Consider the following 24,419-nt stretch of genomic DNA (forward strand, 5'->3'; position numbering starts at 1 on the left):
GCGCGCGGTCTGCTCCGCAGACACGACGCGGTGCCGCTACGCGGCACCTATCCGCGCTCCGCGCCGAATACCCGGAACTCCGTTCCGGGACTGCCGGTCCACTCCGTGGCCCGGCAGTGGGACCCGGCTCCGCCGGGTCCCTACCGTACCGGGGCGCTCCGCGCCCCGGTACGGTGAAAGCCGCAGCAAGAGGGGCCGGGTGGCGGGGCGTCAGGTCGGGCGTGACTAATGGAGCGTCAAGGGTGGAACCCTCCCGGCGGCATCGAGTCACACCGGGGCCCGACTCCCGGCCTGACCGTGCGCCACAACTCAGGATCAACCATTTTCCATCATGCCCAAACACCAGTGTGCGTCACTTAAGACGCCTGGATAGATTCTGGGACGATGGTTGGGTACCTCCCCCGTTTGAAGGGCTAGGTTCCCCTCGAACTCAAAATCACCTCGGGCGCGCCGAGAAATGGCGCGGGAAATGGGTCTGGAATGACGCGCGTGAGTCTTCGTCCGCATCAGGTTGAGGCAGTTGATTCGGTGCTGCGAAATCTCTCAGAACAGCCTGGAAAGGGAATCCCTCCCGGAGGGCTGCGGACTCAGGTGATCGCCGCTACCGGGTCCGGTAAGACGCTGATCGGGGTGGAGTCGGCGAATCGTCTTTCGGCTCGCCGAGTGCTGGTTTTGGTGCCGACGTTGGACCTGCTGCTGCAGATGGCCGCCGCCTGGCGCCAGGGCGGCCGCCACGGGGCGATGGTAGGGGTGTGCTCTTTGCGGGGCGCGGACAGCCAGGGCGTGCCCTGCACGACCGACCCGGACGAACTGATCGCGTGGACCGCCGGCCCCGAGGCGGTCACCGTGTTCGCGACGTACGCCTCGGTCGGCATGGGCACCCTCCAACGCGCACACGCCTCGGGCTTGCCGGTGTGGGACCTGGTGGTGGTGGATGAGGCGCACCGGACCAGCGGAGATGCGGGCAAGCCGTGGGCTGCCGTGCATGACCAGGCTCAAGTCCCGGCCGTGCGGCGGCTGTACATGACTGCCACGGCGAGGGTGTGGGAGGGGGAGCGGCCGCGGTTGGTGGCGTCCATGGATGAGGACTCCGAGGTTTTCGGTCCGGTGGCGTACAAGCTGAAGCTGTCCGAGGCGATTCGGATGGGGCTGGTGGCGCCGTATCAGGTGCTGTGTCTGGACATTCGTGATCCCGCTCTGTACGCGGCGATGAGGACCGAGGCGACCGGCTCCGACGCAGTCCGCGGGACCCGGCTCGCGGCGGTGCAGACCGGGCTCATGCGCGCGGCTGTTGAGGAGCGGTTCCGGCGCGTGCTCAGCTTTCACAGCAGGGTCGGGGAGGCGGAGGCGATGGCGGCGGCTGTGCCGGTGACGGCAGGCCGGCTCGCCGAGGACGACCCCGACACCTTCCCGCCGGCCGAGCGGGTGTGGGCGCAGTGGCTGTACGGCGAACATGCCCCCGCATACCGTCAGCAGGTTCTGAGTGAATTCGCCTCTGATTTCCTCGGAGCACCGGAATCTAAAGGGTGGAATGTGCGCGCGGAACTGCGGGTGCTTTCGTCGGTCCGTGTTCTGGGGGAAGGTGTCGATACCGCCGAGTGTGACGCGGTCCTGTTCGCGGATGCACGTGGGTCGATGGTGGATATCGTCCAGATGGTCGGGCGTGCTCTGCGGATGCGTCCCGGGGTCGGGAAACTGGCCACGCTGATCGTTCCGGTATTCCTCGGAGAAGACGAGGACGCGAACGAACTGCTCACCTCGGATGCGTACGGGACCCTCGCGAAGATCCTCGGGGCGCTGCGCGCGCACGACACGGAGACGATCGAAGCGCTCGCCGACCCCCGGGTGCGCAACGCCCGTTCGGTGACGGGCGAGGACGACGTCGACCAGGACCACGACGGCGAGGACGGCGACCGGGAGCAGGATGTCGTCCGGGTGGGTGCGGCGGCGGCCGGGGTGCTCAGGTTCAGCGAGGAACGCGACCCGGCCGCGCTCACCCAGTTCGTCCGGCTGCGGGTCATCGACCCCGAGGCGGCGTACTGGCGGCGCGGGATCGAGGCGGCCACCCGGTGGCGGCGCGAGACCGGCAGCACCGAGCTGCGGGTGCCGTACACGTACGTCACGCCGGAGGACTGGCCGGCGATCGGCGGGCACCCGCTCGGGACCTGGGTGGCCGACCAGAGGCGCTACTACGCGGCCGGGACCCTGGAGGCCTCCCGCGTGAAGGAGTTGGAGGCGCTGGGCATGGTGTGGTCCGTGCAGGCGACCGCGTGGGAGGCCGGCCTCGCCGTGGCCCGCGCGTACGCCGAGGTGCACGGGCACTTCCTGCCCGCCACCTCCGTCGTCTGGGACGACTTCCCCCTCGGGGTATGGGCCAAGAACCAGCGCGCAGCGGCCCGGAAGACCGCTGAGAACGCCGCACGGCGCGAGAGCGGGGAAACGGGCGTCCCGTACACCGGGGAGCTGTCAGCAAGCCGTCTGGAGGCCCTCGCAGAGGTCGATCCCGGGTGGTGCCCAGCATGGGAGATCGGATGGCAGCGGGCCTACAGGCTCACCCTCGCCCACCGCCAGGCCGGCGGCACCCTCCCGGCGGGCCCAGGCGAGCTCATCGTCCAGGGCGAGGACCTTGGGATGTGGCTGGCTGGGCAGCAGGCCGGATGGGACAAGCTCATGCCCGCACAGCAGTACCTCCTGGAGACGATCGGGATCGAGCCCCTGGCCGACGGTGAGCAGCTGGCGGGCGCGCCCCGCACGCAGGACGCCCGATGGAACGCCAACCTCGCCGCTGCCCGCCAGTACCACGCCCGTGAAGGTCACCTCGCCGTGCCCCGCAAGACGGTAGAGATCGTGGACGGCACGGAACACAAGCTCGGGGCCTGGCTCGACAACGTCCGCCAGAGGGCCGCCAAACTCAGCCCCCAACGCCGCGCAGACCTCGATGCTCTCGGCATGCGCTGGTAGCCGGTACGCCCGGACGTGACGGTGGCCCACCCCGTGAGATCCGGGACGGGCCACCGACGTGTACGTGGTCGTGAAGGGCGGTCGCCTACGCGGCGAAAGGCTCCATGAGGCTTCAGCCGAACGATCGTCCCCATGGGCAATAGGTGAGGCCCGGGGACACTGTCCCCTCCACAACCACACCTCCTCCAACACGGCGGGACGCCCAGGCATTCCCTCAGGCACGCGAGCACGAAGCAGACCCAACCACGTTCGGCGCCACGACCCGCGCGGCGTTCAGCGGGACACCTCCACAAGCGCGGAACGGACGGATTCCGTTGAGCCGGCCCCGGGGCGTGGCGAGGGACACCTCCGCGAGCGCAGAGCGGACATCGCGCTCGTTCCGAACGTCGCCCTGCCGCAGGGGACACCTCCGCGGGCGCGGAGCGGACTTTGGCCTTGTTCCCGACCGTGATGATCTCGTCGGGACACCTCCGCGGGCGCGGAGCGAACAGGAAGCGATGTTGGGGCTAAGCCTTGCAGGACCAGCGACCGGTCACGTGGAACAGCGGCTTCTCCTGGTAGTTCTCCTGCTCGAAGGGAGCAAGCCAGGCGTCCAGCGTGCCGGAGGTCAGGCCGGGGTCAATCGTGACCTCCGCCTTGCCATTGTTGCGGTCATCGGGCAGGTAGTAGACGTACTGGAAGTCGCCGACCCCACTGCCGATCACAGTGTCGTCCGGAGCCTTGTCCGAGGCCACGTCGATACCCAGCGAGTTCTTCACGTCGCCGACCTGGTTGTCATACACCGCCGTATACTTGCCCGGCTTTGGAGCCCCGAAGGAGTCACCGTTCCCCATGGAGATCTGCCAGTCGATGCCCTTCAGGCGCACTATGATCTGCGCCCCCCAGGAACCATCCTTGGCAGGCAGCACGCACTGCGTAACTCCGTCATCCCCGGTGTAGTCGTAGTGCGCTCCGGTCTTGGTCGCATGGACCTTCAGCGCTCCGCGTACTGTCCCCTTGATGTCCCCGCTGAACCGCAGGTTGGTGGTGACAGGCCGCGGCGCGGGTCTCTTCTTCACGACCGGGTGCGCCTTGACGGACGGATGCTTACTGGACCCGTGAGCTGGCGCCGGCGAGACCGCGTGGGAAACGGTGTGAGACGCCTCCGGAGCAGCCGTGCACGCGCTGAGGGCCCCCAGCACTACCGCGGTACCTATGGCCGCCCGCCCGGCCCCCCTCATCGCTCCCCCACGCATAGGTGTCTTCTGCACGTCAGCTCCCCTCCGAGTACGCCTGCACGCACTCCTTCTTCACCGAGGGCGCGTACGCAGCCAGCGCGTCCACCGTCGTCGCCCGCTGGCCCTGCGCCAACTCCCGCACGCCCATCTCCTGGTACTCCTCGTAGATGTCCCACGTGGGCGTCCCCTGCGCCTTGACGCCGAACTCGGCGAACGCCTCCTCCTCCTCCGAGGCCGTTCCGGCAGGGGTATCCCCCTTCACCTTCCCGAAGATCAGCCTCAGCGCCTTGATCACCCCGACGAAGCACTCAGTCGCCTCCGGGTTGGCCTCGGCCTTCGCCGCGGTCGACTTCGCAGACGACCCTCCGCCGTCTCCCCCGCCGGCGCACCCAGCGACGAGGAACACCGCGGCCACGGCCGCAGCGATCATCCCCTTGTTCACGCCCCCCACGTCGTTCAGTCCTCTCTCGTAGCCAGCTCGGCCTCGCGCGCGTGGAGCGCCTTCTCCAGACGGGCCTCGGTCTGACTCGTGAGCGCGGTCAGGACCTGAGCGAACACCTCGTCCGGGAACCTGCCGGCCTCGTGCTTGATCTCGGCGAGCACCCACTCGGCACCCCTCCGGTACTCCTCCACCAGGCGCCCACCGAGAGCGGCGTTCATCTGCTCCATAGCCTTCTCGCCGGGCGTCAACTCGTCAGTCATTCCCATCTCCCAACTTCCCCGCGCCGTTTTCAAATCGTCGATATAGGCCAGCGGATGCACGGTCATACGGCCGGTGATCGACCGAACCGGCGCACCGTCCGCGCTCCGCGCTGCCCCGCCGTACAGCTCGCGGAACGACTCCGCCTTCAGCGGCCGCCGCAGCAGGCTGTCCTCCAGCGTTCGCCGTCGATGCTCACCGGGACACCTCCGGAAAAGCCGGCACCGTCGAGATGGAGTTGATGGTCGACTCCCACTCCCCGGTGTGCACGTTCCTGTACCGGAGGTGCTGCAAATGGCTCATGTGTTCGTCCGGCACCCACTCGAACTCTCCGACCTCGTCCTGGTCGGAGTACTGGTGCTCCGCGAACAGCCTGGCCAGCTCGATGTCCGTGGACGTCTGCATGACGTACTTGCCGGTCATCACGACGTACGACACGGGGTTGCCCAGCGTCTCCCTCGCCCTGACGCTCTCCCAGAAGGGCTGGTACCTCTCGGCCGACTTCGTCAGTCCGACCCACTCGTCGATCCGCGGCTCGCTCACTTCGACCCCTCCAGCTTGCTCGTCATCGTCCGCCCCTTCGCCCCAGAAACATGATCACGCCGTAGAGCCCGGACAGGTACAGGCTCATCCCGAACGCCGCTACCGGACCCATCACAAGTGCGACGTACAGCCACCGCCATACTGTGGGCGTCGGCATCACGCTGAGGCAGGTCCACTCCATCACGACCAGACTGAGGAAGTAGCCGGCGAGGTACGTCTCCAACCATTTCGGCATGCGCTACTCCGGCCGCCTCGAACTCGTACCAGTCCATCGCCCCACCCTTCGTCATTCTCAACCCCCACGCGCGATCCCGATCGCAGCAATGAGTCCGAGCGCTTGCAGCGCTCTCCGGGATCGGGGTGCCGAGGACGGGGACACCTCCGCGGGCGCGGAGCGGACGGCGGTTGCGTTCGGGCCGAGGGCCGTTGCGGCGGGACACCTCCACGGGTGCGGAGCGGACGTACGCAGGCGAGGGCTGCTGTGGGCAGGTAGACGGTTTTCCGGCCGCGTCGTTCGGTGGTGATCTCGGCGCAGACCCCGGTGTCGTCCTGGTGGATGCGTACGACGTCGAGGTAGAGGAAGGACAGGGAGTCGATGACACGCGGGAGCATGGCGATGGTGGGGGCGGCCAGGCGTCTGCGGCCTCGTCCTGTCTGGGTGGGCTGTGCTGGTGCGTTCATGTGGGGTCCGGTGCGGGGGCGATGCTGAGCAGGCCGCATCCGTAGGCCTTGCCGCGGCCGATGCCGTTGTGGATCGCTGTGCGCAAAAGGTCGGGGTCGATGATGGTGGCGGTGCCGTCGAAGCGCACGCGGTGGTGGCGGATGGTGTTGCCGGGCTTGGCGGCCGTGTTGGGGCGGGTGCCGGGGCGGTCGCGGACGGCGTCGAGGGGCTGGGAGGTGAGGGTGAGGGGTTTCAGACCGGCGGCGTGGGCCTGTCGTTGCCACCATTCGTCGGCGGCGTCGCCGCGCAGGTCGACGACGGCGGGGAGGTTGCAGAGGGCACGGGTGGTGGCTCCGGGTTTGCGCACAGGGGAGGCCGTACACCGGAAGCGGACGGTGCGGCCGGGCTTGAGGGTGGTGAGGAGGCCGTCGAGGGGACGGGTGGTGAGGGTGCCGTAGCCGTCGGGCAGGCCGGTGGGGTCGGGGGGCTGGTTGGACTGCAGGAGGAGGTGGCTGCCGGAGGGGGTGTCCTCGATGCGGAAGAGGACACCGAAGTGGGTGCGGGCGGTGTCCTTTACGCCGTCGGGGAAGAGGGACATGACGCGGCGGTGCAGGGAGGTGCCGTGGTTGTCGCTCAGTTCCTGCTGGGCCAGGCGCGAGGTGGGGCCGGGGGCGAGGCGGGTGAGCCACAGGGTCATCGGATGCTCCCTTCCGCAGCGGGGCGGGCTTCGGGTGTGAAGGTTGGCGGGGTGGGAGCGGCGAGACGCCGCAAATAGGCGGGCCCGTAGCCGGAGCGGAGGCGCTCAGGCGGCGTCATTGCTGACCATTGCGGGCGTGAGGGGGATGTGGCCGGTGTGTACGGCTCGGGTCGCGAAGGCGCGTTGCTGGGGGCGGAAGGAGAGTGGATGGTCGTGGCGTAGTTCGACGTCGAGGATCCAGGGTTCGGCGTCGATGACGGTGCGCAGCCACGTCTCGGCGGGCTCGTCGGGGGCGGGGCGGTGGCGGGCGCGGATGTGGGGTTGGTTCTCCAGCCAGGGGTGGAGGGCCAGTGCCTCGTCGAGCGGTCGCTGGGTGAGGGCACGGCGCTCGCCTGGCAGTCCGTGGCTCGCGAGGGGCCGGGCTGGGACGAAGGCTTTGCGGCCGAAGTAGAGCGGCCAGTGCGGCCGGTCGATAGCCTCTTGGAGGCGGTCAAGGAGTGGGGCATCGTCTGATTCGAGGGCGACGAGGAAGAGGGCGTCGGCCAGGTAGAAGCGTTTGGTGACGGCAGTGCGGTGCTGCTGTCCTTTGGTGTTGGGCACGTTCTGGACGGTGTGGAAGTCGCTTTCGACGACGCCCTCCCGGTCGACGCGTACGCCCATGCGCAGCATGGCCAGGCGTTGAATGTCCTCGTCGGCGTCCCTAGGGATGCCGAGGGCGGCTGCGAGCAGGCCGACGACGCCGGATTTGGTGGGTTCGGTGGCGGTGTCGCGGCTGTTGAACTGGGATCTGGTGCCCCAGGACTGCATGGGGGCGTCGAAGCACATCAGCAGGGTGGGCATGGCGATCAGCTCTTGGTCGCGGTCAGCAGGCCGGAGGTGAAGGCGTCGAGGGTGGGGGCCTTCATCTCGTCGGGCACGCCGGTGAGGGCGGGGCCGATGGTGGCGATGCTGGTGTGGCGCAGCTGGGTGTCGCCGTAGAAGGTGCGCAGCTGCTGGAAGTGGTCGACGAGGCGCTGGCTGGATGCGGCCATGAGGTCGGGGACGTCGGTGACGGGGCTGAGGAAGGCGTTGGCCAGGTTCCAGGCGCCGGTTTCGCGCACGACGCCGAGGAGGGCTTGCGGCATGGTGCGAGCGGCCATGGAGTTCTGCTTGCCGCCGGGCACGGCGTGGATGAAGGAGTACAGCCAGGCACGGGCCGCGCGGGCGGCGAGGTCCGGGTCGGCGGGCAGGTTTGTGGCGAGTTGGTCCAGGTCGAGGTTGGCGTAGCGGTAGAAGCAGGCGGTGTTGAAGTCGACGGTGCCGATCATGTCTGCGGCGGGTTCGGCGTCGGGCCTGAGGTCGTCAAGGGCGGTGTAGTAGTCGAATTCGTTGACGACGGCGTGGGTGGACAGGGCGTGGGCGACCTGTGAGGCGGCGTTGACGTTGAAGTCGGTGTTGTCGGCGATCATGCGTCCGAACAGCGCGATATCCGCGGCCCGGGTGCCGTCCAGGATGCGCTCGACCTGTTCCTGGGCCTGCTTGGTGGGCTTTGCCGTGGCCGTCTTCGCGGTCTTCTTCTGCGGTGCCTTGTCGTTCTTCTCTTTGCGGGTTTTCGCGTCGGCCACGGTCTTGGCGAGGGCGTCCCACCGTTCGTCGCAGTAGTCGGCGAGGTGTTCCTGCGCGGGTCGGCCGACGTAGAGGAGGTACTTGGTCAGGCCGGTCGCGGCGTGGGCGGCGAATCCGATCTCCTCCAGGCCGGCCTGGCAGACGCTGAGGGCTTCGTCCTTGTCGCGGCCGCGGTCGGCGAGGATGCCGGCTGCGGCGTCGCGGAGGCGCTTGGTGCGTACGCCGAGCTCGGAGGTGTCCAGGCCGTGCTGGGCGAGGAGTTGGCGTGCGGCGCGTTTGAGGGACTGGCTGGAGATGCGGGCGCGTGTGTGGCCGCCGAAGCGGGCGGTTTTGGGCTGGCCGAGGTCGTCCCGGTTGAGGTTGCTGACGGGGAAGGACTGCAGGAGGTGGAGCTCGATGAGCATGGCGGGTCTCCGGTTCAGGCGGTGGTGTCGGCGGTGGCCGGGGCGGGGTCGGCCGGGGCGGCGGGGGTGGGGCGGCCGGCGCGGTGGTAGTCGCGGGCCCAGGTCAGGCGGATGCGCTGGCGGCGTTCCGTGTAGCGCCCGTAGGGGTCGTCGGCCAGGAGATCGACGAGTTCGTTGAGGAGGCGGTAGTAGTCGAGGGGGATGTCGGCGGTCGCCAGGAGCTGTACGCACTGGCGCAGGTAGTGGGGCAGGGCTGCGGTTTCGACGGAGACCAGCTGGGTGAAGCGGCGTTGGACGGAGTCACCGCGGGTCTGGGTGAGTTGGCCCATGGCGGTGCCGATGGAGGGTCTGCTGCGTTCGCCGTGATGCGGCTGGGGGTGCAGGGCGAACAGGCCTGCGACCAGCAGCCAGATGTGCTGTTCCGTCTCGGGCGGGTCGAAGTCGAAGACGATGGTGTAGGCGTCGGCTTCCTGGCGGGAGCCGGCGAAGCAACGCCGCAGGCGTGCCATGGTGCGGCGGGCTTCTGCGGCCGCGTGCTGGTTGTCGGAGGACATCGACCGGTGCAGGCCGTAGAGGTGGGTGACGAATTCGCCGCGGCGCTGCTGGATGCTGTCCGGTTGGCCGGGTGCGGGGCGGGGGGTGGTCATGCGTCCTCCGGGGGTGGCGCGCTGTAGCGGGCGAGGCCGCCGCGGAAAATGCGCTGCAGTTTGTGGCGGGCAAGTTGGAAGTCGTCGAAGTGGGCGCTCGCGGTCAGCAGCAAGCGGTCGCGGCGTGGGGCCCCTTGCAGCCACTGCCAGGCGGTTTTGTCGGCGAGTTCGCAGACCGCGTGGCCCCAGCGTTCGGCGGGTTCGCTCTCGCCTGTGCCGTCCAGGAGGGCCTGGCCCAGTTCCCGCAGGAAGGCGGCGAACGGCGGTGCCAGCTGCGGCCAGTAGAGGATCTCCAGCTCGCTGGACTCCTTCTCCTGGTCCTTGCTGAGCTGGCGGTGGAAGTCAGCCGCGTACTGGCGTTCCATGAGCTTCAGTTGTTCGCCGAGGTCGTTGGCCAGGGACACCGCGTAGCCCAGGATGCGGCCGATGCGGGCGCTGTCGGCCCGCATGAGTGCCACCGGCGCGGGAACGGCTTCCTCGTACCAGGCGTAGGTGTCTCCGCCCTGGTCGCCGAGCTGCTGCCCGAAGATCCGCAGGGTGTAGACGGTGTCCTCGGGGATGTGGCCGTCCTCGACGAGTTCGGCGATGTGGTCCAGTGCCGCCGGCCGCCGCCGCTCCGGCTCCTGGGCAGGCAGCGGCCCCTTGGCATAGCGGGCTGCGCGCCAGGTGTTCCACCAGCGCTTGTCGGACGCCAGCAGCAGCTCCTGGCTGTAGCGCCACACGCCGCGCAGTTCGTTAAGGGTGACCGCCCTCAGATCGCCCTGCTTGCCGCCTTTCAGCCAAGGCCGCCGGTAGGCCGCCATGGCCTCCCACTCGACGAGGTCACCCTCCAGCCGCGTACCGGGAGTGAGCACGACCCCGTTGACCTCGGTGGTGCCGGAGGAGGTCGTGGTGGACAGCAGGATGCGCCGAGACGGCCAGGTGAGCAGATCCGTCCAGCCCAGCGGGGTACGCGCATCCGGCTCGGGGTCGGGGGGGTGCTCGGCTTCCCACGCCGGCCGGTCCCGCCCCGTGGTGCGTGCGGGCAGTTCGTCGTCCGGCTGGTAGCGCTGCATGTTCAGCAGCAGGGTCTCGTGCAGACTGGCGCCCTCGACCAGTACACAGCCGAAGCGATTGCCCAGACCTCCTTCTGAGGAGCGTTCCTTGCGGTAGGGCTGCTTCGTTCCGGAGGTGTCGTAGGCCTGCACGGTCACCAGCCAGCGCGCCGCCTGCGCCGGCGGCAGGACCGGACGCTGGTCAGCAGTGGTGTGATCGAACAGAGTCCGGTTGCTGCCCGTGGCCCAGCCGGCCACGAGTTTCGCCGTGCTGCCCGGGGTGTTGTCCAGAGCCGGGCACTGGAAGAACGGCATGTCCGGATCGAACAGATCGAAGCGGGAGTGCCACTTCTCCTGATAGCCGGCCAGTTCTGCCGCGGGCAGTCCCCCACTCGTCTGGGCCTGCCACAGCTGCGCCCAGCGGGCGGCGTCCAGCGGCTGGTACACCCGGTGCGCGAGAGCCAGCAGCAGGCGGTGCAGTGCCGCGGTCATGGTCGGTGAAGATCCCGCAAGACGCCGGTAGGAAGCTGCCTCACGCAGCGCCTGGGCCAGACTGATCTCTTGCCGAGCGCCGTCCATGCGCACCGCCGGCAGCCATGGCTCGGTCAGCAGATTGAAGCTCACAGTGTGTCGTTCCTCCCCCAACTGTCGTGCAGGGGGCGAGTCTTGCAAACGCCACTGACAATCGCGGCGGGTTCACCCGGAATGGATCACTCGCCCCCGATGTCGGCTGAATCCGTACTCAGCCCGAGGCCGGTGCGGTATACGCCGGGAGCGGTACCGCGCTGCGTGGCCTCGTCCTTCAACTGAGGGCATGGCAGCGTCGCAGCCCTCCTCTGCCGGGAGACAGTGGGCCGCAGCGGCAGCCCGCGCGGCACTTCCACCGCCTGGCCGGGGGCGTCCTCGTCGCGGTCCGAGCGGCAAGGAGCCCGGCAGCGTCTCGTCGCGGTCGTCGGCTCTTGATGCAGTTCTTGAGGGAGGGGCGCGGCCGGCGAACGGAACGGCCGACGGGGTACCGGGGCCGGGGGCGATCGAACCGGGCATCCCGCGGAGGCGGCCTCGTGGTCTCACCGGCGGCCGCGCTCTCCTCGCCATCGGGTATCAGGTCACTGCCAGTCGCCGTCGCGCCGGTAACTGTCCTGCCGGGTCCGGTTCGCCCTGGTCGCACGCGCGGTCAGTTCCCACAGCTGGACATCGTCCCGGGGCTGCGGCAGCCGCACACCCTCGGCCTTCTCCTCCCGGCCGGCGATGCTGCGCTGCAGCTGGGCTGCCGCCCGCTCCCACTGACGCTCCCAGCCCCTTGGGCAGAGGACCGCCTCCTGCGGGCCGTAGACCAGGTCCACCAGGTGCTGCACCTCGTCGGGACAGCGCACCTGCGTACGCCCACGCAGCACCGCCCAGGTCCGCAGCAGCACCGCCTCCGCATGAACGTTCGTCGTGTAGCGGGGGAAGGCGACCTTTCCCGCCTCCTCCTCAACTCCGGTCAGAGCCAGCAACAGGCCGGGTCTGTCGCCGTCGCGCTGGTGGCGCTGGATGCGGCCCATCCGCTGGATCAGGCTGTCGATGGGCGCAAGGGAGCTGATCATCACGTCGAAGTCCACGTCCAGGCCCTCCTCCAGCAGCTTCGTGCCCACCACGATCGCCCGCTGCGGCCGGACCTGTTCCCGGTCGGGGTGCGGGGGGCCGAACCGCGCCAGGATCTCGGCCTCCACGCGGGCCCGCTGTGCCTCCTCCAGCTGCCCGTGCAGCAAGAACACCTCGGGCCGTTCCGCCTGCGGCAGCGCCTGAACGAGCTGGAGGATCTGCTCATACGCCTCCTCGGCGTGCCGGACCAGGTTCTGCACCACGGCCACGCAGCGCCCCTCACCGGCCTGCCGCAGCGCCCACCGGGCCCGCTCCGCAAAGGCGACCCGCGAAAGCTCCACCACCCGGTCGCTGTTCAGCTCCGAGGCTGGCACGTCCACCACCTGCACGGCGTCGCAGCCCTCATCCGCCCACACCACCCGCGGATACCCTCCCGGCACTGCGGTGACCGCCGACGTGCCGGGTCTGCGTCCCTGCGCGCCGGCCCGCCAGCTCTCCACCAGCGCATGCTGACGCCCGGACGGCAACGTCGCCGAGAGCACCACGACCGGTACCCGCATGCGGCCGAGCCACCACAGCAGCCGGTCCATCAGCGTCGACATGTGGACGTCATAGCCGTGCACCTCGTCGAACACGACGACCTTGCCCGACAGGCCCGTCAGACGGACGAAGACATGACTGGAGCGCAGCGCCGCCATCAGCGCCTGATCGACCGTCCCCACCCCCACCGGCGCCAGCAGACCTCGTTTGTGGGCGAACCACTGCGCGGCCTGTCCGTCCCCGTCGCCCTCACCGTCCACATCGACACCCACCGGCCGCAGTGCAGCGGCCGGATCCACCGCCGCGGCACGGCCCTTGAGGTATTCGCCGGCCGCGGAGTGCAGCAGCCGCACCGGCACGTCCGCCTCCTCCAGCAGCTCCTCCACGGTCTCGAAGGCCTGATTGCTCGTCACACGCGACGGCATCGCCGCATAGAAGCCCTGCAGACCCAGTCGGCGCACCATCTCCGCCACCGCCTGCAACGCGGCCTTCGTCTTGCCCTCCCCCGTCGGGGCCGCCACCACCACGATCCCCGGCCCCCGCATCCCGGCCACCGCCGCCTCGACCGCCACCTGCACCGGACGCGGCTGCGCCTCGTCCGGGAAGAGAGCCGCGAACCCCGTCTTGCGTGGCGGCCGCCACGGCCGCCACGCCAGCTTCTCGATCTTGCGCGCCTCGTCCACGCGCGCCTGCGCGAGGTAGGCGGCCGGGTCGACATCCAGGCCCGCATACGACGTCTCCGGGCGTGCCGAGGCGATCCAGTCACTCACCGAGGCCAGACCGGCCAGCGCCACCACCGCCTCCGGATTCAACTGCACCTCCTGCCACGGCAGTTCCCCCGACTGCGGCAGGCCCCACAAGGAGACGACCCGGTCGACCAGCTCGTCGCACGCGGCTGCCCACCGCGGCCCCCCGTTGTCCCCGACCGCCTCCCGCGCCTGCTGCACCGCCGCAGCCGACGGAACCATCCCGTGATGGCCGCCCAACGCCCACGCGACCGACCGCGCGGTGGCCGGCACCGCACCCCACGACCGCAACAACCGCGCCAGGTGCACCGCCGTCAGCAGACCGTGATGACAGTCCGTACGCGCCCCAGGATCCCGCCACTGGGTCAACCGCCCAACGTCAGCCCCCGCCACCGGCCCCAGGGCCGGCACCGCCACGTCCTGCCGCAACCCCTGGAACGCCGGCGACAGCTTCCCCAGATCATGCAGACCACACAGCACCGACACCCAACCCGCCGCATCCCCCAGCGGACCGAAACCAGCATCCAGCTCCGCACGACAGTGCGGCCCCACCAACACCCCCACCAGCCCCTCAGCCACCACCGCCGTATCCAGCACATGACAGATCAAAGGATGCGGAACAACACCACGCCCCAACTTCCCCCAAGCCCCGCGAACATCCACCCCAACCCCCTGTCCCACGAACCACCCCGATCACGAAACTTCAAGATCACACAACCACACGGAACCACACCGCCGAACACCAGTAGCCTGATGACCACCAGCGAGCCCCGCACCGCACGCACCTTGACAACAAGAATCCCAAACCCCAGATCAAGCGGGGAAGTTCGAACAGACAACCCGGCCACAGCACCCGGCAGGCCACACGCGAAGACGGCCCGAGGCCGCCGGTCTCAACAAGACCGACGACCGTACCCACTCCGTACAAACGGAGGTGTCCCCTAAACGACGGCCGGGTCCAACCAGTCCGCGTCGTCAACTCCGCGCGAGCAGAGGTGCCTCACAGCCCAACGGCCAGACGACGTACCAGGTCAGGGCCACTCCGCGCGACCGGAGGTGCCCCGGGCACCGGCGCGATCAGCTCCACCGCGTTTCTGGCCGGCTTCGCGCGAGCGAGGGGTGTCCCGCGGGCGCCGTCGTCGGTTCCGGTGAGGACGTGGTCGGCTCTGCACGGCGGAGGTGTCCCGTCCTTGTTGTACGGGAGCGGGTAGACGCCGTAGTCGGCTCCGCGCGAGCGGAAGTGTCCCGCTGGAGCCCGTCTTCCGGGATGTCGGCTTCGGGTCGGCGCCGCACGAGCGAAAGTGTCTCGAACTCCTCGCCATCACGGCCCGGCAGGCGGCGACGACTCCCCGTGAGCGGAGGTGTTCCGTCGGCCCACAGACGCTCGTATCCATCGGGGCAGTCAGCTCCGCGCAAGCGGAGGTGCCCCGCACGCTCAGGTCAAGGTCCGCGTCACCGGCCGGTCGGCTCTGCGCGAGCGGAGGTGTCCCGTTGAAGGCCGGGAACTGCAGCAGCATGCCGAGGTCGGCTCCGCACGAGCGGAGGTGTGCCGGTCGGCGGCGCCGCGGGTCGTATGGGCAAGCAGTCGGCTCCGCGCGAGCGGAGGTATCCCGCCGCCGTTCTCGTCGGCTTCGAATTGGCCGAAGACGGCTCCACGTGAGCGGAGATGTCCCGAAGCTCACCGCGTACGCCGAGATCCCCAACGAGCTGGCTCCGCGCGAGGCGAAGTGTCCCGGCGGCTGCCGGCTGGTGGGGGTGGAAGGTGCAGTTGGCTCGGCGCGAGCGGAGGTGTCCCGTCCGTCATCACATCCAGCGTCACCGCGCCATCGTCGGCGGCTCCGCGCGAGCGGAGGTGTCCCGACGGCGCCGCCGAGGGTGCGGTCGGCGCGCATGTCGGCTCCGCGCAAGCGGAGGTGTCCCAGCTCAGTGGCGAATGGCGTTCGCGCGGCGTCTGTCGGCTCCGCGCGAGCGGAGGTGCCCCGGGGCTCGACCCCCTGACGTACGGGCGGGCGGAGTCGGCTCCGCGTAAGCGGAGATGTCCCGGCGTACACCCTGCTGGCCGGGGAGATCGTCCTGTCGGCTCCGCGCAAGCGGAGGTGGCCCGTACCGGCGTACGCGCGAGATCGAAACGGAGCCGCCCGCTCCGCGCGAGCGGAGGTGTACCCCAGCCCAACGGCCAGACGATGTAACAAGTCTCGCTTTCTCCGTGCGAGCGGAGGTGTCCCAGTCTGGGAGGACATGAAGGCGCTCGCCGACAGGTCGGCTCCGCGGGAGCGGAGGTGCCCCGGACCTGCCGCGGCAGATATCGGGCTCGATCCGTCGACTCCGCGCGCGGAGGTCACCCGTGGGACCTGCTGTACATCCCGCTGGACATGGGGTTGGCTGTCCCGTCGCTCGGGGCGAGGAGTAGAGCATGCTCGCTTCGACTCCGCGCGCGGAGGTGTCCCGGCGAGGATGTAGACGGGTTCTCTGCCGAAGATGTCGGCTCCGCGCGAGCGGAGGTATCCCGTAGTCGGGGCCACGGCGGCCGCTGGAGGAGACGTCAACTCCGCGCGAGCGGAGGTGTCCCGTTCATCGAGGCCGACGCCACGTTCGACGAGATGCCGGCTCCGCGCGAGCGGAGGTGTCCCGGTGGCGTGGGTTTCGGTGCAGCGGTCGGCGTGGTCGGCTCCGCGCGAGCGGAGGTGTCCCGACCTCGGGGACTTTGCCGTCGTAGTAGAGGGCGTCGGCTCCGCGCGAGCGGAGGTGTCCCGTTCAGGTTGCCGCTGCCGAAGGTCGTGGTGGAGTCGGCTCCGCGCGAGCGGAGGTGTCCCGTCCTTGGCGTGGTCGCCGGTCGGCTCGAAGGGGTCGGCTCCGCGCGAGCGGAGGTGTCCCGTCCTTGGCGTGGTCGCCGGTCGGCTCGAAGGGGTCGGCTCCGCGCGAGCGGAGGTGTCCCGGGCGCGGACATCCTGTACGACAGCGGCAAAAAGTCGGCTCCGCGCGAGCGGAGGTGTCCCGTCCTTCGGCAGCATGTTGCCGACGCTCGTCACGTCGGCTCCGCGCGAGCGGAGGTGTCCCGCTGAGGGACAGTGAGCAGCGGACCGGCTTGAGGTCGGCTCCGCGCGAGCGGAGGTGTCCCGGCGTGCAGCTCGGCGAGGGTCTTGGCACCGCTGTCGGCTCCGCGCGAGCGGAGGTGCCCCGCTCGATGAAGTCCTCGCCTTCCGCGACCTGCTGTCGGCTCCGCGCGAGCGGAGGTGTCCCGATGACGATGGCGTTCTACACCCCCAAGGACGAGTCGGCTCCGCGCGAGCGGAGGTGTCCCCCACGCGAAGGCCGTCTGCTGGCGCTGACCTGTGTCGGCTCCGCGCGAGCGGAGGTGACCCGATGGAGGATCCTGCTTGGACCGCCCGCCTGCAGTCGGCTCCCGCAAGTGGAGGTGTCCCGAGCGAGCGGTCAGCGATGGTCGGCTCTGCGCGAGCGGGGGTGTCCCGGTCCATCCGAACATGGTCACGAAGCTGGCCAAGTCAGCTCCGCGCAAGCAGAGGTGTCCCGACGATCTGGAGGCCGCCCGGCGTCTCGTGCGGGTCGACTCCGTGAGAGAGCGGAGGTGTCCCATACGAGCAGGTCATCGCTATCGCCTGATGATCGTCGGCTCTGCGCGAGCGGAGGTGTCCCGGAGTTACCGTCGGGCATGCGGATCACGCGGAGGTCGACTCTGCGCAAGCGGAGGTGTCCCGTGCATGAACTGCACCGGCGCGGCGATGATGAGGCCGGCTCCGCGCGAGCGGAGGTGCCCCGCGCGGCGACCTCAACGACCGGGGCGTCTCGCAGTCGGCTCCGCGCGAGCGGAGGTGTCCCGCTACCCGTGCGAGGGCTGGCCCAGTCGTGCCCGTCGGCTCCGCGCGAGCGGAGGTGTCCCGCCCCCTCGCCGCGAGGGGGCTTCGTCGTTTCCGCTCGCGCGGAGCCGACGAGGGAACCAGCTTCCTGGAACGCACCGTCGGCGGGACACCTCCGCTCGCGCGCGCGAGGCCTACGCCAACGACCTCGACGACTCCCGCGCGCTCATCGCGGTCTCCACGGCCTCCAACCGGTCGAAAGCCGACAGGGACCCGACCGAGTGGCTGCCGCCGTACGCCGGCTACTGGTGCACCTACGTCACCGACTGGGTCGCCGACAAGACGGGCTACCAGCTGAGCATCGACCCCGCTGAGCAGGCCGCGCTCGCCGAGCGCCTGGCCGCCTGCCCCGACCAGCCCGTCACTGTCACCCTCGCCCACTAGACACACGTCCGGGCCCGCCGCTACGGGGGAAAGCGGCGGGCCCGGACTTCTGCCACGCTCCCACACCAGCGCCGCCGGTGCACGGCCTTCGCATCCTGCATTCCCGGCCGGCCGCGGGCGGGCCACTGGCCGCCCGGTTAGCTGAGGCCGAGGCGGCTGAGCGCGGTCGTCCAGTCGGTGACGATGGCCCGCTGCGCCGCGGCGAGGGTGACCTTGCCGGAGCAGACCGCGGTGTGCAGCTTCGTCTCCACCGGGTCCTTGAGGTTGTTCACCCCGGAACCCTTCTTGTGGCCGGGGTCGGTCGGCTCCACCCACAGATTGCGGTAGTCGTTGGGGTCGCCGCCGAGCTGAAGGCTGATCAAGTGGTCGTACTCGGCATCCCGCATGCTCCCCGTGAACCCGTAGGAGGCCGCGTTCAGCTTCTTCTCCTTGCCCGTCACATAGGTGGAAGGGCGCACCCCGGAGGTGTAGCCGCCCTTGCGGCAGATCGTCGACGCCAGGTTCGCCTGGGTGACGGCCGGGGAGACCGCGCCCGGGGTGCACGCCGGGTCCTCCAGAGGTTCATCCTTCTCGTACCGGTAGTGGCACGATCCCGCCGCCGGCTGCTGCTGGACCGCGTACTTCTTCTGCGGGCCGGCCCCCACCGCGATCGCCCGGCCCGCTCCGTTCGTCCCCGACGCCGCCCCCGGCGCGCTCGTGGTCCCGGACGGCGACGAGCCGCCCAGCGAGGCGGACTTGCAGCCCGCGAGCAGCAGGCAGGACAGCACCACGGTCATTGTGGCGCGGCGGGTGAATGGCATGACAGCCCCTCATGGTCTGGCGACGGCTGCCCAGATGCTGCCCTACCCTGCCAGTGCCGTAGCGCGCGGGGTGGAGCGCGCAGACGCACACCCGGCGTACACCCGCCCGAAGAGCTCAGGGCGAGGGACCTGGCACCGGCACGGACACCGGCCTCACGGCACCGGCGTGGACGTACAGGCTCAAGCAGGCGCCGGGTTGCCAGCGATCGGGTGGCAGGTACCCCGCCCGGTCGCCGGCCGACACCGATCGCTCTGCCGGACCGGTATGCCGCAAGCCGGGCCCGGGTCACCGGCCACCGGCACCGCCGTGTGAGTCAGCGGCGGATGGTGCCGCCGTTGCGGTGGCCACCGCGGTGCTGGCCCCAGGAGACCTCGTCGACGACACGGTCGTGGTTGTTACGCAGGGTCGCGGTGTCACGGTCGTTGTTCCACACGTAGGCGCGGCGGTCCTGGAAGACGTCGGTGGCGCTGTCGCGGCCCACACCGGTGTGGACGCGGACCGTCGCCCGGCCCTCCAGACGGAAGTGGCGGAAGGTGAAGGTGTGGCCTCGTCGGTCAGCGTCCAGTCATCCAGGTTCACCGCCCGGCGGGTGGAGTTGGTGACGTCCACCCACTCGTTGTTCAGGGAGCGGTCGGAACGGTCGTCACGTCCCGGGAGTCATACTGCACGGCGCTGATGACCACATCGTGGTGCGGGCGGGCCGGGTGCTGGCCGGCGGCCGCGGCGGGCAGCGCGAGCGCCCCACAGCAGCGGCCGCCACGGCGACGGTGGCGGTCAGACAGGGGGCGGAAACAGATACGGACACGAGGTTCCCCTTCTCGGGGCCAGACACCACGGCACCTGCAGCATGAAAGCCGGAGCCCAGCCGGGGTGCGTTGTGCGGGTCGGCGGCCGGGGCGGAAGTTGACGGAGCGTCACCCGGAAATCCCGGTGAGCAGCGGGATCGCTGGGACGGACCGCTACCTCAACTCCTCCTCCAGGGCAGGGCCTTCACCTGAAAGTGCGTAACAGCCGCTGAACTCATGTCCTCCCCAGGCAGCGCGCCGGCACCTGCCCTCCGGGCACGATCCGCCACAGGCTCCCGCCGCCGCACTCGCGGTACTGCGACCACCCGCCCCGGCCCACCGCGACCACACACGACGTCACCCGCTCGCCCCGGCGCAGATACCGCACGACCGGCGAACGCGTCGTCGCGACCGACCCCTCGTTCCACGCCGGCTTGCGCACGGGAACGCGCTGGACGACCTTCCAAGTCGTCGTGCACGGCGCGGATACGGCCGCCGTGGCCAGCGGAGCAGTTGACAGCGCGGTCGCAAGGACGGCGACGGCTGCCGCCGTGGTGAGCAGACGTCGGGGCAGGTGCATACGCGATCAATTCCCGCCCCGGGCAGACCGGTCACGGCCGCCCGTCGTAGATCACCCACAGGAGCCGGCCGGGCAGCTTGTCTGCCCGGCACCGCGCGCGGCACCTGCCGTCGCGCGCAACGTGGACACCTGCGCGGCCACCCCTCGCCCGCCGCCCGAGGCCTGTCCCACCCACCCACTTCTCTTTTCTTCCTGCTGTGGGGCGTGGACTCGGGGGCGTAGAGGGATGTCGGCCTCCCGACCACGGCAGGGTCAGCGTGGTGACCTGCGGGTTTCCAAACGGGCGCGGCAGAGGGTGCGGCCGGTTGCCGGTCGGGTTGTCGGCGGGGATGTGGGCCTGGTCCACACAGGCGTTGTCGCTTCGTGACCGTGGTCGGGCCTTCGTGGTCGGAGCCCTGGTCGGGGCCGGCTGCTGCTGTAACCGGTACACGCGGTGCCGGGCAGGCCGGTGCCCACACCGGCTGGAAAGCGAGCGGATCCGTAATGATCGGCGTGGACGCGGGCAGCGGGGGACCGGCTGGCGCTGGGCGTGCTGGCGCAGTACCGGATGGCCACCACCGAGCAGATGCACCGGGTGATCGCCCCCTTGGTGCGCATCGAGCAGACGAGGCGCAGGCTGGCCAGACTGCGCGCAGAGGGGCTGGTCGACCGCATCACCCTGCCGCAGGCCGGCCGAACCCGGGTGTGGTTCCCCACCGCATACGGCGTGCAACTCGCCTCCGAATGGCCCGAACTGCGCGGACACCGGCCCTCCAGGACCGTCTCCGATCCGACCGCCGTACGACTGAAGGCCGGCCACACGCTGACCGTGACCGAGACCGCGCTCGCCTTCCTCGAGGACGCCCGCCGCCGCGGCGATGTGTGCGAGCCGCTGGACTGGATCCCCGAAGTCCACCACCCGATTGGGAGCGGAGAGGCCGTCATCCCCGACGCCCTGCTGTACTACCGGCGCGGCCCTATCGACGGTGACAACGGATCGATGCTGCGGGCCTTCGTGGAAGTCGACCGGGCCACCATGGGCCCCGAACGCCTCGCCGCCAAACTGCCCGCGTACGAGCGCCTCTACCGCTACGTGCCCGTGGTCCCGGGGCGCCGGCCGACCCTCCAGGTACCGGCGGTTGAGGAGTGGCGGCGGCGCTACCCGCTCTTCCCCCGCGTCCTGTTCGTCCTGGACGGCACCGGACCCGCCGGTGTCGAGAACCGGATCAGCGCCCTGCGCGCGGGGGCCGGGCTGCTGGCCCGCTTCCCGTACGACGTCCCCGTGCTCGTGGCGCCGCTGGCCGACCTGCTCCACCACGGCCCCTCCGCACCCGTGTGGCGCCCCGTCCACGACCCCGGCCGGCGAGTTGGCTGGACCGAGCCCGGGCACCGGCAGGCGTAGCGCGCTGACCAGCCCTGGTCGGGGAGAGCAGTGCGTGGTCGGGCCCCGTGGTCGGGGCCGCGGGCCAGCCCCGACCATCACCAGTCAGCGGGAGCGGCCCACCATGTTGGTCTGCCCGGTTGAGTCATGCGGGTCATGCGCGTGATGAGTGCCCAGGTCAGAGACTTCCGAGTGTTAAGGACGCCGTTCGTAGTCAGGATGCCGGCCGGTAGGTGGCGGCCGGACCGATCGCGCCGGGCCCGAAACGCTGCCGGATCCGGTCGGCCGCCCCCTCGGCAGCGAGCCGTGCCTGCCGGGCGGCGTCGAGACTGAGCTGTTCGGCGGCTTGGTCGCTGTCGACCAGGTCCTCGCCGCGCAGTGCGAGACCGGTCAGTCGGCCCCGCTGGAGGCCTGCGGCGTCCATGAGCTGGTAGGTGAGCTGGCGCAGGTCGTCCTCGTGCCCGGACGGTTCGGCCAGGCGGCGGGTCCGCTCCCACGCCGGTCCGCCGGCGAACGTCAGCGTGAGCGTGAGAGCGCGCGCGGCCTGCCCGCGGCGGCGCAGCTCGGCTCCGAGCTGCACGACCAGGCCCAGCAGAGTCGAACGCGCCGTGGCGCCATCGAGGACGTCGCGGGGGAACCGGTGCCGGACGCTGACGGAGGCCGGCAGGCGCTGCGGGGTGACGGTGCGGGGGTCGTTGCCGCGGGCCCGGTCGACGGCTGTCCGGCCCGCTTTCCCCAGCAGGCGCTGCACGGTCGCGGCCGGCAGTGCGGCGAGCAGGCCGACACGGTCGACGCCGTAGCGGCGGAGCGTGGCGGCCTGGCGGGGACCGATGCCGTGCAGGTCCTCCACCGGGAGCAGGGCGAGCCAGTCCGCGGCGTCGGCGGCCTCGATGGCCAGGACCCCGCCCGGGTACGGGACCTGCGCGGAAGCGGTCGCAGCGACAGTGATGGTCGGGCCTATGCCGACGCGGACATCGATGCCGTAGCGGGAGACCGTCCGCAACCGCAGGATCTCCCCCAGGTGGGAGGCGGTCGCACCGTGATAACGCAGCGCACCGCGCAAGTCGGCCAGGGCCGCCGTGGGCGGCAGGGCCTGCACCACCGGCGACAGCTCCCCCAGCTGCTCCAGGACATGCCGGTAGGTCTCCTCCGACAGCCGGGCCGGGCAGCGCACATGCATCACCACACCCGGCCGACGCCCCGTCGACTCCGCACTCATCCGGCGCTCACCTCCCCCGCCACAGTATCGAACAGATAATCGAACACGCGAGTGCGGAGGCCGCGGTCGCACACCTAGGATCAAAAACATGTTCGATCACTCGCGGGATCTTCCGGACGACCTGGAGCGGCTCCAAACGCTAGAAGTTACGTGGAATCTGCCTGGGTGATCATGTGGCCCGGGTTCATCCACGATCCTGGGGAACGGCTTGAGCAGTTAGCGAGCTGGCTAGGATCCTCGACCAAACAGCAGTCGATGACTTCAGCGTTGACACCACGACGCGCTCGGTTGGCGAGGTCGCAGCCGATGTGATCAAGAAGGTCGGCTGGCTGTGACGCAGCTGCTATGCCTGCGTCGGATCGATGGCGAAGCGCTCGGGGTGGGCGGTGCGGACGTAGTGGATCGCGGTGTAGGAGGTGATCCCGAAGAGACGCATCAGCCTGACTGGGTCAGCGGTCTCCCGTGCTTCGTCCAGGAACCGGTCCTGTCGCAGCTGGGTGAAGTTGATGCCGACGCGGTCGCGAAGCGATGAGAAGTTGGCGATTCCTACGGACGGACGATCGACATGCAGTGCAGTGAAAGGACTGACGATCAGATAGGGATTGGTACTCAGGGGCCACCTGCGGTGACGTTCGACCAGCCACTCCTTGACGAGTCGCAGAGCGAACTCGTCGAGGCAGATCACGTGATCGAGCCGGTTCGGCCTGCGGATCCGTAGCCGCCCTGTGGACCGGTCAAGGTCGTCGAGAAGGATTTCAGCAACTTGCTTGGGGCGAACCGCGTAGACAGCCATCAGGACCAGGGCGAGCCGGTCCTTGGCGCCGCCGGCCAGGTTGAGCAGGCCTTTGAGGCGGTCCGCCGGGATCGGCCGGGGGACTCTCACCGGGGTGGTGAGGTGCACGTTTCTGGCAGGATCGCGGAAGATGCGGCGCTCGCGTCGCAGGGCTCGAAACAGCGAGCGCAGTGAGGTGAACACCGAATAGTTGACGGCCGCCGCCTTTACTTCCTGCTCGGTCACTTCGCCCAGCGAGGCGAGATGCTCCCAGGTGCCGAGGACGGACACGACGTGCAGGGTGTAGCCGCGGATCGTGCCCCAGCACATCGGCGGCGAGGGGCGTTTTCCGCAGCCCCGGAGCACGCCTATCCAGGAGCGGAGGTCTGCCCGGAACTGGGCTGGCGCCTGGTCCACCCATCGGCGAACCGATGCCTCGTGGGTGCCGATGGCGTCCGAGTCGAGCGTCAGCATGCCCTTGGCCTGCAGGAATCCGGCGACCCGCACGGTGTTGTAATACGGGGAGAGATCACCGACACCCACGACGTCCCGTTCAGTAATCGGAGTTCCGGTGCCGAGCCAGGCCATCAGAACTCGCAGGGTGCGAAGGCTCTTCTTGCGGGTGGCGCTCGACCATGCCTAGGCCGTGTATCGAAAGCGGATCTTGCACTGTGGGTGATCGCGGTTCGGAGGGTAGGGAGATCTCACGGACGAGCAGCGGGCCGTGCTGGAGCCGTTGGTTCCGAAGGGCGCGAACGCGGTTGACCGCCCGTCTGTCTTCCCCGTATGTACAAGGTGAGGCGTGGGTGCCCGACATGCTCAGAGAGGGGCACAACGGATGAGTTTCGAGCACAGCAGGGCTAGGGAGGAGTCCCTTGGCAGGGCATTCGCCGGTGCCTTGCGCGTCGAGTGTGGTCCCGTGGATGTCGAGGCAGCCCGCCTGGCCTACCAGGATGCGGGTTTCGACGTCACCGACAAGCTCGTGGCGTTCCTCGGGAAGTATGGCGAGACGACGGTCTTCTGGCCGTCCCATGTCACCGGGGACGAGACCTCGCTGACGATCTCGGTCGGGGAGGCCACAGAGGCGTTCGCGTCGAACGTGCGGTACTTCGAGAAGCGCCTCGGCATGTCCGCCCTGCCGGTGGGCATCGCCCTCTCGACCGAGGAGATGGTTCTCCTCGCAGAGAACGGTGACATCGTCTTGGGCGGTGACGCAGGAGTTCAGCGGTTCGGGCACGGGTTCGAGGAAGCCATGCGGGCCCTGATCTCGGGCGACTGGGACATGACGTTCTTCTAGTCGCCGC

At 69.8% G+C, this 24,419-nt stretch carries 18 protein-coding genes, 2 pseudogenes and 2 CRISPR repeat arrays; of the genes and pseudogenes, 3 read left to right on the top strand and 17 right to left on the bottom strand.

Features of this window, described 5'->3' with window-relative positions; all coding sequences use genetic code 11:
* Positions 1–480: 480 nt before the first annotated feature.
* Positions 481–2,961: a helicase associated domain-containing protein gene (locus ACZ7OO_RS40820; protein ID WP_471512468.1), complete on the top strand. Its 2,481-nt coding sequence runs from the start codon at positions 481–483 to the stop codon at positions 2,959–2,961.
* A 506-nt stretch (positions 2,962–3,467) separates the two neighbouring features.
* On the opposite strand, the gene ACZ7OO_RS40825 is transcribed toward ACZ7OO_RS40820, so the two are convergent.
* From ACZ7OO_RS40825 to ACZ7OO_RS40895, 15 genes and pseudogenes are all read right to left on the bottom strand, one after another.
* On the bottom strand, positions 3,468–4,019 hold the full coding sequence (locus ACZ7OO_RS40825) for a hypothetical protein (RefSeq protein ID WP_471512469.1): 552 nt from the start codon (positions 4,017–4,019) through the stop codon (positions 3,468–3,470).
* A 193-nt stretch (positions 4,020–4,212) separates the two neighbouring features.
* Entirely contained in the window at positions 4,213–4,629 is a 417-nt protein-coding gene (locus ACZ7OO_RS40830; protein WP_471512470.1) for a hypothetical protein, read from the bottom strand.
* 5 nt (positions 4,630–4,634) lie between these two features.
* Complete coding sequence (locus ACZ7OO_RS40835; protein WP_471512471.1) at positions 4,635–4,880, bottom strand: hypothetical protein; 246 nt, start codon at positions 4,878–4,880, stop codon at positions 4,635–4,637.
* A 193-nt stretch (positions 4,881–5,073) separates the two neighbouring features.
* Entirely contained in the window at positions 5,074–5,421 is a 348-nt protein-coding gene (locus tag ACZ7OO_RS40840) for a hypothetical protein (RefSeq protein ID WP_471512472.1), read from the bottom strand.
* A gap of 22 nt (positions 5,422–5,443) precedes the next feature.
* Complete coding sequence (locus ACZ7OO_RS40845; protein ID WP_471512512.1) at positions 5,444–5,656, bottom strand: hypothetical protein; 213 nt, start codon at positions 5,654–5,656, stop codon at positions 5,444–5,446.
* Between the two features lie 227 nt (positions 5,657–5,883).
* Positions 5,884–6,033, bottom strand: a pseudogene (locus ACZ7OO_RS40850) (type I-E CRISPR-associated endonuclease Cas1e); the annotation flags it as partial.
* Positions 6,034–6,098: 65 nt separating this feature from the next.
* Positions 6,099–6,779, bottom strand: a complete 681-nt coding sequence (gene cas6e, locus ACZ7OO_RS40855; protein WP_471512473.1) for a type I-E CRISPR-associated protein Cas6/Cse3/CasE — start codon at positions 6,777–6,779, stop codon at positions 6,099–6,101.
* A 105-nt stretch (positions 6,780–6,884) separates the two neighbouring features.
* A complete protein-coding gene (cas5e, locus tag ACZ7OO_RS40860; protein WP_471512474.1) occupies positions 6,885–7,619 on the bottom strand; it encodes a type I-E CRISPR-associated protein Cas5/CasD in 735 nt (244 codons plus the stop codon).
* Positions 7,620–7,624: 5 nt separating this feature from the next.
* Positions 7,625–8,788 (bottom strand): type I-E CRISPR-associated protein Cas7/Cse4/CasC, encoded by a 1,164-nt coding sequence (cas7e, locus tag ACZ7OO_RS40865; protein WP_471512475.1) that lies wholly within the window; start codon positions 8,786–8,788, stop codon positions 7,625–7,627.
* A gap of 14 nt (positions 8,789–8,802) precedes the next feature.
* Entirely contained in the window at positions 8,803–9,435 is a 633-nt protein-coding gene (gene casB, locus ACZ7OO_RS40870; RefSeq protein WP_471512476.1) for a type I-E CRISPR-associated protein Cse2/CasB, read from the bottom strand.
* On the bottom strand, positions 9,432–11,093 hold the full coding sequence (gene casA, locus ACZ7OO_RS40875; protein ID WP_471512477.1) for a type I-E CRISPR-associated protein Cse1/CasA: 1,662 nt from the start codon (positions 11,091–11,093) through the stop codon (positions 9,432–9,434). The genes casB and casA overlap by 4 nt, the downstream gene beginning before the upstream one ends.
* A 482-nt stretch (positions 11,094–11,575) precedes the next feature.
* Positions 11,576–14,020 (bottom strand): CRISPR-associated helicase Cas3', encoded by a 2,445-nt coding sequence (gene cas3 / locus ACZ7OO_RS40880; RefSeq protein ID WP_471512478.1) that lies wholly within the window; start codon positions 14,018–14,020, stop codon positions 11,576–11,578.
* A 1,799-nt stretch (positions 14,021–15,819) separates the two neighbouring features.
* Positions 15,820–16,703: a CRISPR direct-repeat array (repeat unit 29 nt; unit sequence GTCGGCTCCGCGCGAGCGGAGGTGTCCCG).
* 262 nt (positions 16,704–16,965) lie between these two features.
* Positions 16,966–17,238: a CRISPR direct-repeat array (repeat unit 29 nt; unit sequence GTCGGCTCCGCGCGAGCGGAGGTGTCCCG).
* A gap of 497 nt (positions 17,239–17,735) precedes the next feature.
* Positions 17,736–18,398: a hypothetical protein gene (locus tag ACZ7OO_RS40885; protein ID WP_471512479.1), complete on the bottom strand. Its 663-nt coding sequence runs from the start codon at positions 18,396–18,398 to the stop codon at positions 17,736–17,738.
* Between the two features lie 314 nt (positions 18,399–18,712).
* A pseudogene (locus ACZ7OO_RS40890) lies at positions 18,713–19,159 on the bottom strand (lamin tail domain-containing protein).
* A gap of 260 nt (positions 19,160–19,419) precedes the next feature.
* Positions 19,420–19,764, bottom strand: coding sequence for a hypothetical protein (locus tag ACZ7OO_RS40895; protein WP_471512480.1), 345 nt, complete (start codon positions 19,762–19,764; stop codon positions 19,420–19,422).
* 529 nt (positions 19,765–20,293) lie between these two features.
* Between ACZ7OO_RS40895 and ACZ7OO_RS40900 the strand changes: the two genes are divergently transcribed.
* Positions 20,294–21,145 (top strand): replication-relaxation family protein, encoded by an 852-nt coding sequence (locus ACZ7OO_RS40900; protein ID WP_471512481.1) that lies wholly within the window; start codon positions 20,294–20,296, stop codon positions 21,143–21,145.
* A gap of 193 nt (positions 21,146–21,338) precedes the next feature.
* Here ACZ7OO_RS40900 and ACZ7OO_RS40905 read toward each other — a convergent pair whose 3' ends face one another.
* Together ACZ7OO_RS40905 and ACZ7OO_RS40910 are read right to left on the bottom strand one after the other, a co-directional pair.
* The gene (locus tag ACZ7OO_RS40905) at positions 21,339–22,343 is read right to left on the bottom strand and encodes a DNA polymerase Y family protein (protein WP_471512482.1); all 1,005 of its coding nucleotides are present in this window, start codon (positions 22,341–22,343) and stop codon (positions 21,339–21,341) included.
* 343 nt (positions 22,344–22,686) lie between these two features.
* Positions 22,687–23,703 (bottom strand): hypothetical protein, encoded by a 1,017-nt coding sequence (locus ACZ7OO_RS40910; protein ID WP_471512483.1) that lies wholly within the window; start codon positions 23,701–23,703, stop codon positions 22,687–22,689.
* A gap of 250 nt (positions 23,704–23,953) precedes the next feature.
* Here ACZ7OO_RS40910 and ACZ7OO_RS40915 point away from each other — a divergent pair, with 250 nt between their 5' ends.
* Complete coding sequence (locus tag ACZ7OO_RS40915) at positions 23,954–24,412, top strand: SUKH-3 domain-containing protein (protein WP_471512484.1); 459 nt, start codon at positions 23,954–23,956, stop codon at positions 24,410–24,412.
* Positions 24,413–24,419 lie beyond the last annotated feature (7 nt).

The organism is Streptomyces sp. NPDC111744 (genome assembly GCF_055634995.1).